The 17053-nt window shown below is 40.9% G+C and carries 16 protein-coding genes and 1 pseudogene; 8 read left to right on the forward strand and 9 right to left on the reverse strand.

Going from position 1 to position 17053, the window contains the following annotated elements:
* Positions 1-155: 155 nt before the first annotated feature.
* Together lpxM and rfaD are read right to left on the reverse strand one after the other, a co-directional pair.
* Positions 156-1112: a lauroyl-Kdo(2)-lipid IV(A) myristoyltransferase gene (lpxM, locus tag AB4512_RS02390; protein ID WP_372174293.1), complete on the reverse strand. Its 957-nt coding sequence runs from the start codon at positions 1110-1112 to the stop codon at positions 156-158.
* A 134-nt stretch (positions 1113-1246) separates the two neighbouring features.
* Positions 1247-2188: an ADP-glyceromanno-heptose 6-epimerase gene (gene rfaD, locus AB4512_RS02395; protein ID WP_372058101.1), complete on the reverse strand. Its 942-nt coding sequence runs from the start codon at positions 2186-2188 to the stop codon at positions 1247-1249.
* Positions 2189-2340: 152 nt separating this feature from the next.
* Here rfaD and AB4512_RS02400 point away from each other — a divergent pair, with 152 nt between their 5' ends.
* Both AB4512_RS02400 and AB4512_RS02405 read left to right on the forward strand, forming a co-directional pair.
* Complete coding sequence (locus tag AB4512_RS02400; protein ID WP_372174294.1) at positions 2341-3504, forward strand: nucleotide sugar dehydrogenase; 1164 nt, start codon at positions 2341-2343, stop codon at positions 3502-3504.
* 108 nt (positions 3505-3612) lie between these two features.
* Positions 3613-4251, forward strand: a complete 639-nt coding sequence (locus AB4512_RS02405) for a TetR/AcrR family transcriptional regulator (protein ID WP_372174296.1) — start codon at positions 3613-3615, stop codon at positions 4249-4251.
* Between the two features lie 401 nt (positions 4252-4652).
* Here AB4512_RS02405 and AB4512_RS02410 read toward each other — a convergent pair whose 3' ends face one another.
* The 7 genes and pseudogenes from AB4512_RS02410 to AB4512_RS02440 form a co-directional block, all read right to left on the reverse strand.
* Positions 4653-5804: a murein hydrolase activator EnvC gene (locus AB4512_RS02410; protein WP_372174298.1), complete on the reverse strand. Its 1152-nt coding sequence runs from the start codon at positions 5802-5804 to the stop codon at positions 4653-4655.
* Between the two features lie 105 nt (positions 5805-5909).
* Positions 5910-6731: a serine O-acetyltransferase gene (gene cysE / locus AB4512_RS02415; protein ID WP_009847961.1), complete on the reverse strand. Its 822-nt coding sequence runs from the start codon at positions 6729-6731 to the stop codon at positions 5910-5912.
* 260 nt (positions 6732-6991) lie between these two features.
* Positions 6992-8047 (reverse strand): NAD(P)H-dependent glycerol-3-phosphate dehydrogenase, encoded by a 1056-nt coding sequence (gpsA, locus tag AB4512_RS02420; RefSeq protein ID WP_372083941.1) that lies wholly within the window; start codon positions 8045-8047, stop codon positions 6992-6994.
* A gap of 196 nt (positions 8048-8243) precedes the next feature.
* Positions 8244-8711, reverse strand: a complete 468-nt coding sequence (gene secB / locus AB4512_RS02425; RefSeq protein ID WP_009847959.1) for a protein-export chaperone SecB — start codon at positions 8709-8711, stop codon at positions 8244-8246.
* 105 nt (positions 8712-8816) lie between these two features.
* Positions 8817-9251 (reverse strand): rhodanese-like domain-containing protein, encoded by a 435-nt coding sequence (locus AB4512_RS02430; RefSeq protein WP_017061445.1) that lies wholly within the window; start codon positions 9249-9251, stop codon positions 8817-8819.
* 289 nt (positions 9252-9540) lie between these two features.
* Positions 9541-9651, reverse strand: a pseudogene (locus AB4512_RS02435) (lysozyme); the annotation flags it as partial.
* A gap of 51 nt (positions 9652-9702) precedes the next feature.
* Positions 9703-9864, reverse strand: a complete 162-nt coding sequence (locus AB4512_RS02440; protein ID WP_372174300.1) for a hypothetical protein — start codon at positions 9862-9864, stop codon at positions 9703-9705.
* Positions 9865-10775: 911 nt separating this feature from the next.
* Between AB4512_RS02440 and wecB the strand changes: the two genes are divergently transcribed.
* Genes wecB through AB4512_RS02470 form a run of 6 tightly spaced genes read left to right on the forward strand, consistent with a single transcriptional unit; the run spans position 10776 to position 16852 of the window.
* Positions 10776-11900, forward strand: coding sequence for a non-hydrolyzing UDP-N-acetylglucosamine 2-epimerase (gene wecB, locus AB4512_RS02445; protein ID WP_372174302.1), 1125 nt, complete (start codon positions 10776-10778; stop codon positions 11898-11900).
* Positions 11897-12976: a dTDP-glucose 4,6-dehydratase gene (gene rfbB / locus AB4512_RS02450; RefSeq protein ID WP_372174303.1), complete on the forward strand. Its 1080-nt coding sequence runs from the start codon at positions 11897-11899 to the stop codon at positions 12974-12976. The genes wecB and rfbB overlap by 4 nt, the downstream gene beginning before the upstream one ends.
* Positions 12973-13836, forward strand: coding sequence for a glucose-1-phosphate thymidylyltransferase RfbA (gene rfbA / locus AB4512_RS02455; RefSeq protein ID WP_372174304.1), 864 nt, complete (start codon positions 12973-12975; stop codon positions 13834-13836). The genes rfbB and rfbA overlap by 4 nt, the downstream gene beginning before the upstream one ends.
* Before the next feature lies 1 nt (position 13837).
* Positions 13838-14395, forward strand: a complete 558-nt coding sequence (locus AB4512_RS02460; protein ID WP_372174306.1) for an acyltransferase — start codon at positions 13838-13840, stop codon at positions 14393-14395.
* A gap of 1 nt (position 14396) precedes the next feature.
* A complete protein-coding gene (gene rffA, locus AB4512_RS02465) occupies positions 14397-15554 on the forward strand; it encodes a dTDP-4-amino-4,6-dideoxygalactose transaminase (RefSeq protein WP_372174308.1) in 1158 nt (385 codons plus the stop codon).
* Positions 15554-16852 carry a flippase gene (locus tag AB4512_RS02470; RefSeq protein WP_372174310.1) on the forward strand — a complete coding sequence of 433 codons (1299 nt, stop codon included), beginning with the start codon at positions 15554-15556 and terminating at the stop codon, positions 16850-16852. Before rffA ends, AB4512_RS02470 begins: the two co-directional genes overlap by 1 nt.
* The last annotated feature ends 201 nt before the right edge of the window (positions 16853-17053 follow it).

The following is a 17053-nucleotide window of genomic DNA, read 5'->3' on the forward strand; positions in this document are numbered from 1 at the left end:
AAAAAAATACTAATAATTATGCTAAGTATAATAAATGGGATAAGCTTTTTATCACCGTTATCTAATACAAGCATGACTGTTACTGCAATAAAATAAGGTAGTATCAGTAATATGGACAGGTTACGTTTGATAAGAGTCATTATGATTATTAAACACTAGTTATGATAAGGGTTTACATTGTTTTCAGGGCGAGTCTTAAGCAGTCTTAAGATCCACATATATTGCTCAGGCTTTTTGCTTACGTAGTCTTCAATACATTGATTCATCATACGCGCGTCCTCCTCTTCGCCTCCTGTTGGGAATGGTAGAGCAGGGTAGAAGTCCAAGGTGTATTGGCCTGTACTGCTATCGTATTGAGCAAACAAGGGCACAATTTTAGCTTTACTCAGTTTTGATAGGCGACCAAGGCCTGAGATAGTTGCTTTTTGAGTCGCGAAAAAGTCAACGAAGACACTGTGCTCACGGCCAAGATCTTCATCAGGGAGGTAGTAACCCAGGTACCCATCACGTACCGACTTGATGAAAGGTTTTATACCACCACTGCGATCATAAACACGACCGCCGTATTGTACGCGCTGTCGATGCATCAGCCAGTCACTGAGTTTGTTCTTTTGTGCTTTCGCCATTGCAGATACTGGAAGGTTACGTGATGCTAGTAATACCGCTGGGATATCGATAGCCCATGTGTGTGGCACCAGCAAGATCACATTCTCGCCACTGTCTGTAATATCGGTTAGATTGCTCAGGCCGTTTATCGCAGTGTTATTCTCTAGCCAAGTTTTACTCTTGAGTGTCAGTGAAGCAAATCCCATCAAAAATGAGATGGAAGTAACGTATGACTGATAGAGAGTTTCTTCGCGCTCTTCGATTGATTGCTCAGGGAAACACATCTCAAGGTTCACTCTAGCCCGGCGGTTAGCCTTATTCTTAATTTTTACAGCTTGCTTAGCCATAAACTTAGCTAATGCTAAACGAATGCTATTAGGTAAGAAGCAGACTAAAGACGATAACAAAACAGCAATCCAAGTTCCCCAGTATTTAGGTGCAAGAAACCCCCATTCAAACTCAGGATTGTAAGCTTTTGGATCAAAATCATTGCGTTGTGTGGTCATTCATTCACTACATTATTTAAATCAGAGAGTTAACTTAATATCGGTCACTCTGGGAATGATTATATTCGTTAGACATTCCCAATAATACACGCTAAAAGTAGGGTGTATTATTGGTCCTAATCTGAAATATACCGTTAAGCGTTTACGATCTTCATGTACTCAGCAACGCCATCGGCTACTGCTTTAAACTCGATATCGCAACCTGTACCGCGAAGCTTCGTTAGGTCTGCTTGAGTGAATTCTTGGTAAGCACCTTTTAAATGCTCAGGGAAAGGAATCGTTTCGATTTCGCCTTTACCATGGTGCTTGATAACTGCCTTGGCGACTTCTTCAAACGACTCAGCATTGCCAGTACCTAGATTAAAGAGGCCAGATACCCCATTTTCTAAGAACCACAAGTTTACAGCCGCAACATCACCTACATACACAAAATCACGCTTAAAGGTTTCGCTACCTGCGAACAATTTCGGGTTTTCACCGGCATTCATTTGGTTGTTTAGGTGGAAAGCGACAGAGGCCATGCTGCCTTTGTGTTGCTCGCGTGGACCATAAACATTGAAGTAACGAAACCCTACGATTTGCGAAAGCTTTTCGTTGTGTGCTGCTGCATCCGCGGTTAAGCGGCGAACGTAGTTATCAAATTGTTGTTTTGAATAGCCGTAGACATTCAATGCACCTTCGTACTCTCGTTCTTCAATGAAAGTGTCGGTTTCACCGTAAGTTGCAGCTGAAGAGGCATACAAGAAAGGAATTTCACGTTCAACACAGTAATGAAGTAGCTCTTTTGAGTATTCATAGTTGTTGAGCATCATGTATTTGCCATCCCACTCAGTGGTAGCAGAGCATGCTCCTTCATGGAAAACAGCTTCAATATGACCAAAATCATCACCGGCCATGACTTGAGTTAGGAAGTCATCACGATCCATGTAATCCGTGATGTCTAGGTCTACAAGGTTCTTAAATTTCTTACCATCTTTTAAGTTGTCGACGACTAGAATATCGTTGTGGCCAGCTTCATTGAGCGCCTTAACAATATTGCTGCCAATCATGCCAGCACCACCAGTTACGATAATCATAATTCCCTAACTCTTTTGAATACAAAACGATCATGAGTATAGCAAGGAATGGATAAGGCGGGCTAGTGGAATAATTCCTCAACCGGAGTATGATAAGGCAAGCTAAGTTATAAATTTTGTTGAGTTAATTACTCAAAACTATAGGTATTATCATGAAAATTGCAGTCGCTGGTACAGGATATGTTGGCTTATCAAACGCAATGTTATTGGCTCAAAACCATGAAGTTGTCGCTATTGATATTGTTGAAGAAAAAGTAACCATGCTTAATAATAAGCAGTCACCGATTGTCGATAGTGAAATCGAGCATTTCTTATCGAGTAAGGAGCTGCACTTCAAAGCCACAACCGATAAGTCAGCTTACAAAGATGCCGAATTTGTCATTATTGCAACACCAACAGATTATGATCCTAAAAGTAACTATTTCAACACCTCCTCCGTTGAATCTGTTATTAAAGATGTTATGAGCATAAATTCCAATGCGGTAATGGTGATCAAATCAACGGTTCCTGTGGGATACACTGAACAGATCCGTGAAGAATTAGGTTGCGAAAACGTCATGTTCTCACCGGAGTTTTTGCGTGAAGGCAAGGCCCTGTACGATAATCTACACCCATCACGTATTATCGTTGGTGAATGTTCTGAACGCGCTAAAGTGTTTGCGAATCTTCTTGTGGAAGGTGCGGAAAAAGAAAACATCGACGTACTGTTTACTCACTCAACGGAAGCAGAAGCAGTAAAGTTATTCTCAAATACTTATCTAGCGATGCGAGTTTCTTATTTCAATGAGCTTGATTCTTACGCGGAAGCGCATGGCTTGGATTCTCGTCAGATCATAGAAGGTGTTGGCTTAGACCCTCGAATTGGCAGTCACTACAACAACCCTTCGTTTGGCTACGGTGGCTACTGCTTACCCAAAGATACCAAACAGCTATTAGCGAACTACCAAGATGTACCAAACAACATTGTCGGTGCCATTGTTGATGCTAACCGTACCCGCAAAGATTTTATTGCGGATTCAATCATCAAGCGTTCTCCTAAAGTGGTCGGCATCTATCGCTTGATCATGAAGGCAGGCTCGGACAACTTCCGTGCTTCTTCAATTCAAGGGATCATGAAGCGCTTGAAAGCTAAAGGTATCGAAGTTGTTGTGTTTGAACCGGTATTGAAAGAAGAGCACTTCTTTAACTCGAAAGTCTATTCTGATCTTGCTGAGTTCAAAGCGGTGTCCGATGTGATTGTTTCTAATCGAATGGTAGAAGAGATCGCAGACGTAGCAGACAAGGTTTACACACGAGATCTGTTTGGCAGTGATTGATTCGGCTCTATTTTAGCTAATGCTAATTAGACCAGATGTTAACAGCTCGATCTATCCGTTTAGTGGCGATATACTGAACCCCTAAACGGATAGGGATACTAATAACTAATGAAAACACGTGACAAGATTGTTTACGCTGCTCTAGAGCTTTTTAATGAGCACGGTGAGCGTAGTATTACGACCAATCATATTGCTGAGCATATCGAGATTAGCCCTGGTAACCTCTACTACCATTTCCGCAACAAGCAAGAAATTGTCCGTGATATCTTTACTCTCTATTCAACAGAGTTGCTTGAAAGGTTCACGCCGATTCGAGGCCAGCAAGAAAGTCTGACGCTACTAAAGACCTACTTAGATTCTATCTTCACACTGATGTGGAAGTACCGATTCTTCTATGCGAATCTGCCTGAAATATTGTCACGTGATGAAAAACTCCACCTTGATTACATGGCTGTGCAAGAAAGATTGCAAACCAACCTTGTCGATATTATGAGAGCCTTTGTTGAGTTGAACTTGCTTAAAGCAACGGATGCGGAAATGAAGTCGATGGTTACTTCCCTTCACTTGATCGCATCGGGCTGGTTAGCCTATCAATCTGCGATGTCTCCAAAAGCTCAAATTACAGAGCAAGTGGTACATCAAGGCATGTTGCAGATGATCGCGACCGTTAAACCAATTGCGACCGCGCAAGGTTTTGAACAGCTGACATTGTTGGAAGATGGTGTAAGGGCTTTGAACTCAAAGTAGAAAGGTACGAGTAAGGGAGATACGGGATTCGAAGAGCTACAAGAGCAGATGCGAGTAACCGATATTCGAGATACGAAGAACGGGGAAGAGCAGATTTGAGTGGGGGGATATGAACCGCGACGTCATTCCCTACAGCGAGGTACGAGCGTGATAGGGAATCTCTCTTTATCTTTGAGGCTAACAATGTAGTAGCGAGATTCCAGATATTTCGTTCCTCAATTCTGGAATGACGAAGTTTTGTAAGTGACTAGTTCAAGGCCTCTTAACTCTTTTGGGTTGCTCAAGATTAATTAGTACCTTTTCCTCGAACCTACTCTTAAACCTTCTGTATCCGGAACATTCACACCCGATTATGCTTTAAGCTCTTCGCATCTCGGTTGCTCGTATCCCGTATCTGCTCTTTATCGAACCAGCCAACTCTTCGGGTTCTGAGCTTGGCTGTTTCTGCGAATCTCAAAGTACAGTGATGGGCGCGTTTGGCCGCCTGTGTCACCAGCAAGCGCAATAGCTTCACCCGCTTCAACCTTGTCACCTTCTTTCTTTAAAAGCGCTTGGTTAAAGCCATAGAGCGTCATATCGCCTTTACCGTGATCAAGCAGTACTACTAAACCATAACCTCGCAGATACTCGGCAAATACCACCGTACCTGAGTAAACGGATTTTACCTGCTGACCGTACTTGGCCTTGATCACCATGCCTTTCCAGTTAATTTGACCCGTTTGGCGTGAGCCGTAGTTATGCAGAACTTTGTCTTTAATTGGCCAAGGCAGTTTGCCTTTACGTTTGGCTAACCCATCCATAGGGACAGCGTTCCGCCTCTCGCGAGCCGCTTTTTCTGCTTTCGCTATTTCAGCTTTCAGGCGAGTCTCATTTCGTTGAAGTTCAGCCAAGTAATTTTTGTCACCAGAAATATTCTTCTTAATACTACCAACGGTTTTCTTACGCTGTGTTTGGGTTTTGGCTAACGTATCGCGCTTGGTGGTTTGTTGTTTTAGCAGTGTTGCTATCTGTTCTTGCTCAAGTTGACGCTGCTTATGGCTCTCTTCTAATTCAAGTTGCGTCTGTTCAATCGTTTTAATTGTTGCGGAGCGAGCTTTGGCAAGGTGTTGGTAGTAGTGACTGATGCGATCTTCTTCAACACCAGTATTGAGAATGTGAGAAGAAGCTTTAGCCCTACTTGTCATGTAGTAAGTTTGAATCAGTTGTTCTAGCTTGTCGGTATGGACTTTTTTCTGAGCAGTAAGCGCTTTAATCTTGGTGTCTAAGTTAGCAATATTTGCATTAGCCGTATTGAGTTGCTTTTTACTGTCTAGAATCGATTTTTCAAGCGAAGCGATGGATAGCTCTTGTTTCTTGAGGCTTGCTTGCAGGCTATCGAGCTTTTTCTGTTGTGAGGACAGGTTTTTTTGTTGGCGAGATATTTCACTCGATACGCCTTTCAGTTCCCCCTGAGAGGCGGCAAATGACGATGTAGACAAAATTGCAACACAAAGGCTGGCAGATATCAGAAGAGTCCGGCTAATGGCTCGAATTGGTTTCATCATTATCGTCATTTAGTTATATTCATCTGCTCTTAATTTTTCGAATTTCGCTGAATCGAATCCCGCACCTGCTTTTAAGCTCTTCGTATCTCGGTTGCTCGCATCCCGAATCTGCTCTTAAATCCCATCACCATGGATGAAGTTCTGAGAGCGGCCATTGAACCCTTGGTCCATATCTAAAGATGGCTTGTCTGTTTTAGGTTTTCCGACAATTTTTGCAGGAACCCCTGCGACTGTTGTATGAGGTGGTACGGCTTGCAGAACCACAGAGCAAGAACCAATCTTCGCGCCTTCACCCACTTCAATGTTGCCGAGTATTTTAGCACCAGCACCAATCATTACGCCTTCGCGGATTTTAGGGTGACGATCGCCGCCTTCTTTACCGGTACCACCTAAGGTCACGTCTTGAAGAATCGATACATCATTTTCAACGACGGCTGTTTCACCAATCACAATGCCAGTCGCATGGTCGAGCATGATAGCTTTACCGATACGAGCTGCTGGGTGAATATCAACCTGGCAAGCGACAGAGATTTGGTTTTGTAGGTAAGTGGCAAGTGCAATACGACCTTGTTTCCACAGCCAGTTAGCAACTCGGTAACCTTGCAGAGCGTGGTAGCCTTTTAGATAAAGCAGAGGCATCGAGTACATCTCTACCGCAGGATCTCGATTGACCGTCGCGCAGATATCACAAGCAGCAGCATCAATAATCGATTGGTCCTGCTTGAATGCTTGTTCAACCACTTCACGCACTGCCATTGCTGGCATTGAAGCTGTTTTTAGCTTGTTTGCTAGGATGTAGCTAAGGGCTGCGCCTAAACTTTCATGGTTGATGATCGTGGCATGATAAAAACTCGCAAGCATAGGTTCTTGCTCCGACTGCTGTCGAGCTTCCTTCACAATGCATTGCCAAACTTTTTGTTGTTCACAGTGTTTCATTTTACCATCCATTCATTTAAACCAGATACGCGTAGCGAGATAAGAGATTCGAAGAGCTATAAGAGCAGATGCGAGTAACCGAGATTCGAGATACGAAGAACGAGGTGTAAAGAACAGATTAGAGAGATACGGATAACGAAAAGCAGCCTTCTTTAAGCGCTCAATCTGCTTTTACTATTTTCGCATCTCGATTACCCGTATCTCGTATCTGCTTTTATTATCTTCGCATTTCGCTTACTCGAATCCTGTATCTGCTCTTACTATCTTTCTGACTTCTTGTCTCGTGCAAGTAGATCTTGTGCTGCTAAGTGTGCATCTTTCCCTTGATACAACACTTGATAAATTTGTTCAACAATTGGCATCTCAACGCCCATGCGCTCTGATAATAACCAAACTTCTTTGGTGTTGCGATAACCTTCAACGACTTGGCCAATTTCTTCTTGTGCAGTATCTACATCTTTGCCTGCGCCAAGCGCCAAACCAAAGCGGCGGTTGCGTGATTGGTTATCAGTACAGGTTAGTACTAGGTCGCCCAATCCAGCCATACCCATGAAGGTTTCTGGTTGCGCACCAAGAGCGGCACCTAATCGGCTCATCTCAGCTAAGCCGCGAGTGATAAGTGCGGTACGTGCATTGGCACCAAAGCCAATACCATCCGACATGCCTGCGCCAATTGCGATAACATTCTTCACTGCGCCGCCAAGTTGCATACCAATGAAATCTGAGTTTGCATACACGCGGAATGTTTTGCCGCAGTGGATTTTTTCTTGGAGCTCTTCTAGGAAAACTTCATCAGGTGAAGCGACAGAGATAGCTGTTGGCATGCCCATCGCTAACTCTTTGGCGAAGGTCGGTCCTGATAGAACCGCTAACGAGTAACCATCACCCAGCACATCGTGCGCGACATCTTTAAGCAGGCGGCCTGTTTCTGGCTCTAAGCCTTTGGTCGCCCAACAGATGCGAGAGTCTGAGGCTAAGTAAGGTTTAACGCTGTTAAGCACAACGCCGAATACGTGGCTTGGGACGACAAGCAAAAGGTCTCGGCTTGAAGTCACGGCTTTTTCTAAGTCAGATTCAATGATCAGACTTTCTGGGAATTCTATATTTGGTAGAAACTCATTGTTCGCACGCTCTGATTCAAGGCGATTCATATGAACAGGGTCATGTCCCCAAAGAACAACATTGGCACCGTTACGCGCTAGAGATATCGCTAAAGATGTCCCATAAGAACCTGCGCCAATCACTGTCATCGCAATGTCTTTACCGTAAGCGCTGTCTTGACCGCAAGCGGCTGTCGCGCGAGTTGTTTCTGTCATGCTTCCACCTAAAAATAATGAGGGAAATCGAAGAGTTCTTGAGATGTTTTCTAAATTAAGAAGAAAAAGCTCTCTATCAAAATACAGTGTAAATAAAAAATGCACATCGCAGAAGCTGCGATGTGCATTTAAAAGCTAAGCTTCTTATAACATAAGCTATTTAAGCGTTCGTTAGAGTTAAGTTCTACTGTGAGACTTAAGCCTGTTCGCCTTCAGCTTGCTGAGCTTGGTTCTGTAGGTAGTTCATGAACAAAGCATCGAAGTTTACAGGTGCTAGGTTCAGTTGTGGGAACGTACCTTTAACCACTAGGCTAGAAATCGTTTCACGAGCGTATGGGAACAGGATGTTCGGGCAGAATGCGCCTAGGCAATGAGCCAGTTGACCAGCTTCCATTTCGCTTGCAGAGAAGATACCGCCTTGTTGAACTTCACAAAGGAATGCAGTGTCTTCTGCGTTCTTAACTGTAACAGTTAGACGTAGGATTACTTCGTAAACGCCTTCGCCAAGTTCACGGCTTTGAGTGTCTAGGTCCAGTTTTACATCTGGGTTCCACTCTTTCTGAAACATGTCTGGAGAGTTTGGCGCTTCGAAAGATACGTCTTTTAGGAAGATACGTTGGATTGCGAAGTTTTGTTGTGCGTCTTGTTGTGCTGCTTCAGCCATTTTCTTGTCCTTAAAAATTTAAATTAGGTTTTGTTCGTCATATCAGCCGAACAAAACCTTAAAGTCATATTCGTGTAATCAGGTCAGTTTACTTTTTGCCTTGAACTACTTCTTACCTTTAACCAAAGGTAAGTTAGCTTCGCTCCAAGCCACTAAGCCACTTTTCAGTACGCTTACGTTTTCGAAACCTGCTTTAACCATTAGGTTAGCGCTTTCTTGAGCAGTTTGACCTGTCTTGCATACTACGATGATAGGGTCTGCTTTGTGGCTTTCAAGGCTACCAAAGCTATTTGCTTTGATATCTGACGGCAAAATGTGAACTGCGTCCGTAATATGGCCCTTTTTGAACTCATCTTTAGTACGAATATCAACCACAACACCGTTTTCACGGTTAATCATGTGTGTGGTTTGCGCTGCCGTGATCTCTTTGTACGCTGCATTTGATGTTTTGATTACGTTCGCAATGATGGCAACAACCAAGCCGATCCATACGATGGCTAAAATCATATTCTCTTGAACAAATGGAACTAACTCTTGCATGTCTTGAACTCTTATTCGTTATTGGGCGAAAAACTATAGGCGAGGAGTATAGCGAGAAAGGATAGGAGAATACAGAGGGAGGCGTTGTGGAACTCAGCGTTATCTCTCTTTCTTAGCACTTCGCATCTCGTTCACCCAAACCCAATCCCTAATAGTATCTTTCACATGCCGTCATTTCGTTGTTCCAAAACTGAGGAGCGAAGCATCTTGTCATATTATTCTCAGCCTAACGTAGCTATTTATCTCTTGCTTAACTATCACTTGCCGCCCCTCCATCTGCTCTGAGTCTTTTCAAATGCGAGTCAGTTTGCGACAACGGCTTACCAAGTTCGACCTCCTCATTGCGAATAATAACAAAGTTATACCCCACATCGCGACAGCCTTTCTTTTTATGCCATTTCGTGAATGGTTAAGTACGTAGAAGCCGTAAAGCCAGGTTGGTCGCCACTCTCTAAACAAACAGGGTATGTAAACCAGAAAGGGTATCTACACCAACAAGAGCTTCAGAATCAACAAAAGCAGCTAAATCAAGAACAACAGCGAAGCCCAAACAAGCCGTGCAAGCGATAAAGTCCAAATAAGAAATATCATCGGAACAAATGGTACGAGCCACTTAGCTTATGGACCCTCAACAACCCATGCTCGTTACTCAGCCTTAGCGGAATTTAAAGCAAACAGAAAAATCGACCCGATTGAAGTGCGTATCAAGGCCCAAATCCAATCCAAGCCGATTGGTGAGGATGCCAAGCAATGAGAACTCGGTGACTAAGATTGATCAAAGACTTATCTCAAAAGAAAGTTTTTGTGTAGCAAGGGACACCAATCAAAACTGAAAATACTGATAATGAAGATGAAAAGATAGAATCAAATTAGGGAGAGGGCACATGGACGATACCAGCCTAAAAACTGACAATGGAAGAGAATTTGACGATTTTAGAAAAGGAGATAGAGCGAGTTCTTAGCCTTACAGCTGAGCCACTACCTACACGGACTAACACGTAAAGAAATCAAAGTGTTATTTTTGGTAAACAATAACCAAAGCTTCGTATAGCTGTACCGAAACGGCAACATTTATCGATATAAGAAACGCTACTGTACTACAGCACAAAAAATCGCTACTTCAAAGGCCCTCAGTACTTGCTAAACGAACAATGTTTTCGTTGGGTGAGTAAGTGGTCACAGGCTGGTAAGTTAGACAAAGGAATACGCTGGTTAATACACACGTATGTTGCTAACATTGACATTAGAATGCTAATTAGAACCGTATGGAACTGCATAAAAGTAGCACCATCTTGCCTTTAGGAGCTAAACCTAAGGGCGGTAGCGTACCCAAATTCGAATGAATGGCAAACCTAAAGGTTGGACAAGAGCCGTTTTGCGGTCTTTTGGGGCGGTTTTTTTAAATTAAGCAAAATTTAGGCTTTATAAGGGGTGGGCGAAAGTCGACTGCCTTAAAATTGACCGAGAATAAACGATATAAAATTCAATTATTTAATTTAACCTGCCGGTTGGAAACTTCATAAGATGACTAAGAAAAAAATCCTTACGGTTTTTGGCACACGTCCAGAAGCCATCAAAATGGCACCTCTTGTTCATGCTCTAGCGGCAGATGATCGCTTTGAAGCAAAGTGCTGTGTAACCGCTCAACACCGTGAAATGCTTGACCAAGTTTTAGAGTTGTTTGAAATCACGCCAGACTATGATTTGAACTTAATGAAAGTTGGTCAAACTCTTAACGAAGTCACCGCGCGTATTTTGTTAGAGCTCAAGCCAGTACTAGAAGATTTTAAACCTGATGTGGTTTTAGTGCATGGTGATACTGCAACGACGTTTGCCGCTAGCCTAGCTGCTTACTACGAGCAAATCGTAGTAGGTCATGTGGAAGCTGGTCTTCGTACCGGCAACATTTACTCACCGTGGCCAGAAGAAGGTAATCGCCGATTAACGGGCGCGTTAACCAAATATCACTTCGCACCAACTCACACATCAAAAGAAAATCTTTTAAAAGAGAACTTTAATCAAGACGATATTTCAGTCACGGGGAATACCGTAATTGACGCTTTGCTGATGGTAAAGGGAAAAATTGATTCTGATAGAAATTTGAACGCCACGCTTTCTGCGCAATTCCCGTTCTTAGATGAAAACAAAAAGTTAATTTTGGTTACTGGCCATCGCCGTGAAAGTTTTGGTGGCGGCTTTGATCGTATCTGTGAATCGCTTGCTATCACTGCCAAAGCGCACCCGGACACCCAAATCCTATATCCGATGCATTTAAATCCTAATGTCCGCGAACCAGTCAATCGTATATTAGCTAGTATCGATAATATTCACCTTATTGAACCCCAACAGTATCTGCCATTTATTTACTTAATGAGTCGTGCACATATCATCTTGACTGACTCAGGTGGTATTCAGGAAGAGGCGCCTTCATTGGGTAAGCCTGTGTTGGTGATGCGAGATACGACTGAGCGACCGGAAGCACTTAAAGCTGGTACGGTTAAGCTGGTTGGGACAGATATAAATACTATCACATCAAACTTAAATATATTATTGACGGACGAGTCAGAATATCAAAAAATGAGTTTTGCTCACAACCCATATGGGGATGGCTCATCTTGTCAGAAAATATTGGAGATTCTTTATAAATGAAAATTTTAGTAACAGGCGGCGCTGGCTTTATCGGCTCAGCTGTTATTCGTTACATTATAAGTAATACATCTGATAGTGTTGTGAACGTTGATAAGCTTACTTACGCTGGGAATCTTGAGTCTATTACCGAAGTTGATTCACATGAACGTTATGCTTTTGAAGCTGTAGATATTTGTAACCGTAATGAACTCGATCGTATTTTTTCCGAGCATAAACCAGACGCTGTCATGCACTTGGCTGCGGAGTCTCATGTAGACCGTTCAATTGATGGCCCTTCAGCATTTATTGAAACAAACATTGTTGGCACCTATACGTTACTAGAAGCCACACGTGCTTATTGGAATAGATTGCCTGAACGTGATAAAGCGAGTTTTCGTTTCCATCATATTTCTACCGATGAAGTATATGGTGACTTGGAAGGTAGTGATAGCTTGTTTACTGAGACTACATCATATGAACCATCAAGTCCTTATTCTGCTTCCAAAGCATCTTCTGATCATTTAGTTCGAGCTTGGCAGCGTACTTATGGTTTACCAACGGTTGTTACTAACTGTTCAAATAACTATGGGCCTTATCATTTTCCAGAGAAATTGATCCCATTAATGATTTTGAATGCTTTAAGTGGTAAACCATTGCCTGTGTACGGTAATGGTATGCAAATTCGTGATTGGTTGTTTGTTGAAGACCACGCAAAAGCTTTGTATAAAGTTGTAACTAAAGGCGTGGTAGGTGAAACATACAACATAGGTGGTCACAATGAAAAAGCAAATATTGATGTTGTAAAAACCATTTGTTCTTTGCTTGAACAGTTAGTACCAAATAAGCCGGAAGGTGTGAATCAATATATTGATTTAATTGTTAATGTGACCGATCGACCAGGACATGATGTTCGATATGCGATTGATGCGTCGAAGATTGAACGTGAACTGGGATGGAGACCAGAAGAAACATTTGAATCGGGTATTCGTAAAACCGTGGAATGGTATTTAGATAATAAACAGTGGTGGATGCGAGTTTTAGATGGTTCTTATGTTAGTGACCGTCACGGTATTCCATATGAGGAAATTGAGCAATGAAAGGGATTATCTTAGCTGGTGGTTCTGGCACGCGCCTATATCCACTGACACGAGGAGTATCTAAACAGCTGTTGCCCGTTTATGATAAGCCTATGATTTACTATCCTATGTCAACGCTGATGTTAGCAGGTATCAGAGACATTTTGATTATCACCACACCAGAGGATAATGATGGATTCAAAAGGTTATTGGGAGATGGCTCTGACTTTGGTATAAACCTTGAATACGCAATACAACCATCCCCTGATGGTTTGGCACAAGCTTTTATTATTGGTGAAGGTTTTATTGGTGACGAAAGTGTGTGTTTAGTCTTAGGAGACAATATATTTTATGGCCAGGCGTTTTCAAATATCTTGAAGAAAGCAGCGAGCAGAGAGTCCGGATGTACGGTTTTTGGATACCAAGTAAAAGATCCTGAGCGTTTTGGAGTTGTTGAGTTTGATGAGAACATGAAGGCAACTTCAATTGAAGAAAAGCCTCTGAACCCAAAGTCAAATTATGCAGTTACGGGGCTTTATTTTTACGACAACAATGTAGTCAATATGGCCAAGCAAGTTCAACCTTCAGAGCGTGGTGAACTTGAGATTACCACATTGAATGACATGTATCTAAAAAGTGGTACGTTAAATGTAGAACTACTTGGTCGAGGGTTTGCTTGGCTTGACACTGGTACTCACGAAAGTTTGCATGAAGCATCTTCGTTCGTTGAGACTATACAACATGTTCAGGGCTTGAAAATTGCCTGTTTAGAAGAAATCGGCATGCGAAATGGTTGGTTGTCAAATGAGCAGATTAAAGCAAGTGCGGAATTAATGTCAAAAAATGAGTATGGTAAATATTTGTTGAGAATAAGTAATTAGTATGGCCTATTTGAGTCGTGATGAGATAAAAAAGATTGGCTTTCTCGAAGTTGGAAACAATGTCAAAATAAGCGATAAAGCAATATTTTATGAACCCAAAAAGATAACTATAGCGTCGAATAGTAGAATTGATGATCTATGTATTATCTCTGGGCGTGTTTCTATAGGAACATATTGCCATATTACTCCAATGTGTCTGATTGCGGGTGGGGTGCCTGGAGTAGTAATAGGGGATTTTTGTACTTTGGCTTATGGGGTCAAAGTCTTTTCTCAATCAGATGATTATTCTGGAGAAACAATGGTTAATTCTTTAGTTAGTAAAGAATTTAAAAACGAATACTTTAAAGAAGTAATTGTTGAAGACGACGTTATTATTGGAACTAATAGTATTGTTATGCCTGGAGTGACTCTTCAAGTCGGGACATCTATCGGCGCTAATTCATTGGTGAATAAGAACACAAGACCCTGGAGTGTCAATTTTGGCTCACCGTCTAAATATATTAGAGAACGAAGCCGGAAATTAATAGAGCTAAAATCTAAGTTTTTGAATGAGAATTAAAATGGATTCAGATAAAATGATTAAATTTTGCATTCCAACTCAGGTTGGAAGAGAAATAGACTACGTAATTGATGCTTGTAATACAAACAAATTGTGTGGTGATGGGTTCTATACAAAAAATTGTGAAGGTTGGTTTGAGCAAAAATTTGGCTCTCCAAAAGCTTTAATGACACCTTCTTGTACAGCTGCTTTAGAGATGGCAGCTATACTACTTGATATTAAACCCGGTGACGAAGTCATCATACCTAGTTATACTTTTGTAAGCACTGCTAACGCATTTATTCTAAGGGGAGCGTCTGTAAAGTTTATCGATATAGACCGAGACACGATGAATATTGACGTGGAGTCTATCAAGAGCGCAGTTACATCAAAAACTAAAGCTATTGTTGTTGTACATTATGCCGGTGTGCCTTGTGATATGGACCAAATCATGGAGTTTGCTCGTTCAAATGATATCTTTGTTGTCGAAGATGCAGCCCAAGCGATAATGTCAACATACAAAGGTCAGCCTGTGGGTAGTCATGGTGTAATGAGTACATTTAGCTTTCATGAAACAAAGAATATAACTAGCGGGGGTGAGGGAGGAATGTTAGTTATTAATGACAAAAGCTTTGTTTCGAGAGCTGAAATCATTAGAGAGAAAGGGACTAATCGAAGTCTCTTCTTGAATGGGTCGGTTGATAAATACACTTGGGTTGATCAAGGAAGTAGTTTTCTCCCCTCAGAGCTACAGGCCGCCTATTTGTTCAAACAGCTCGAAAGTGCTGACATGATAACCGAAAAAAGAATGTTAATATGGCAGTGGTACCAGGCTGAGCTACTAAAGCGTAACCTCAATAAATTTGTGAGGTTTTCAATGTCTAAGAGTACTGAGCATAATGCACATATATTCTTTATTAAGACAAATAGCCTAATAGAAAGAGGTGATTTGATTGAATATATGAAGAGCAAAGGTATTCAATCAACATTTCATTATGTACCTCTTCATTCTTCACCTTATGGAAAAGAAGTTACAGAATTCATTGGGGATGATATAAATACGACAGTCGAAAGTAGTTTACTTGTTAGGCTTCCTATATGGCACTCTATGGATCTAAAACAACAAAAAAGAGTCGTAGATGTACTTGAGGATTTTTATAAGATAGAACGAGCTAATTGATGCCAAATGTAAGTTCATCTATCGTATGGCAATTAACCGAAAAAATCCTGCGCATTTTCTCTGGATTATTTATTGGAATTTGGATTGCAAAGTACCTAGGTACTCACTTATTCGGAGTCTATTCATACATTCAAAGTTTTGTAGGTTTATTTGTTGCTCTTACTACACTTGGGCTCGACGGTGTAGTTGTTAGAGAAATAACAAAAAATAAAAATCAAAATATATATATAGGCACTGCACTGTTACTTAGGTTGATGGGTGCAGTGTTATTAATTTTAATATTATCTATTGTTATGTATTTTTATCCTCATGAATATACTTCTCTTATGATGTTATATTCTTTGGTTTTTATTATACAAGCAGGACTTGTATTTGAATACTATTTTCAGTCTCGAGTTCAAGGTAATATTATTGGGAAAGTTAAGATAGCTTCGCTTTCTTTAGGGATTCTTTTTAAGGTTTATGTCATATTAACTGGGGGGACACTTTTTGATTTTATTATAGTATTAATGATTGAATCTGGAATTGTATCCTTTTTGTTACTCATGAATTACTCTAAAAAAGAGAGCTTAACTAACTTGAAGGTTAAATTTAAATATGCGGCTGACCTTCTGAAAACTAGTTGGCCATTAATATTTAGTGGTTTTATTATGTCAGTATATATGAAAATTGATCAGGTAATGTTGTACAACATGCTTTCTGCCGAGATGAATGGTATATATGCATCTGCAGTAAGAATTTCAGACTCGATGAATTTCATACCGGTGATTATCTGTAATGTCGTTTTTCCGCTAATTATAAAACTAAAGTCTAAGAGTAAGGCGAAATACCTGATTGCCACAAAATCTTTACACTCATTAATGTTATGGGGAGCTATTTTATTAGCGAGCTTTTTTTCAATTTTTTCTGAGTTAATAATAAGAAATACATATGGTATAGATTATATTGAGGCTGCTTCTGTTTTATCTATATATACATGGGCAAGTATCCCTGTATTTCTTGGCGTGTCCAGTACGATTTGGATTTTAAGCGAAAACTTGCAGAAATATAAATTAATTATGGATGTGTTTGGAGCATTATTGAATATAGCACTTAACCTCTACCTTATTCCTAAGTATGGTGTTTTAGGAGCAGCTTATGCAACTTTAATTTCCTACTCGTTAACATTAATATTGGTTTCTTCTATTTTTCCTCAACTAAGGGGCAATTTGAAAATGATGGTAGCATCATTCCTCATGCCTATCTTTTCAATGAAGGATATTATAATGATTAGTCGAGATATTAAAAATGATATATGATTTAGAAATTATATTCACTAACGTAAATAAAATGACTTCATTTGTAGATGAAGATAGAAGTATAGTAGTTTGTGAGATTGATGAAAGTAGTGTTACTAGTCATAACGATGTTAACGTATTACTAAAATTACTTTATAAAAAATTATTAGATTACGAAGCTAAAAGCCTGCTATCATCTAAATCTAAAGTATTGCTTAAAAA

The organism is Vibrio sp. 10N.222.52.B7 (assembly GCF_041474275.1).
Classification (GTDB): domain Bacteria; phylum Pseudomonadota; class Gammaproteobacteria; order Enterobacterales; family Vibrionaceae; genus Vibrio; species Vibrio crassostreae_C.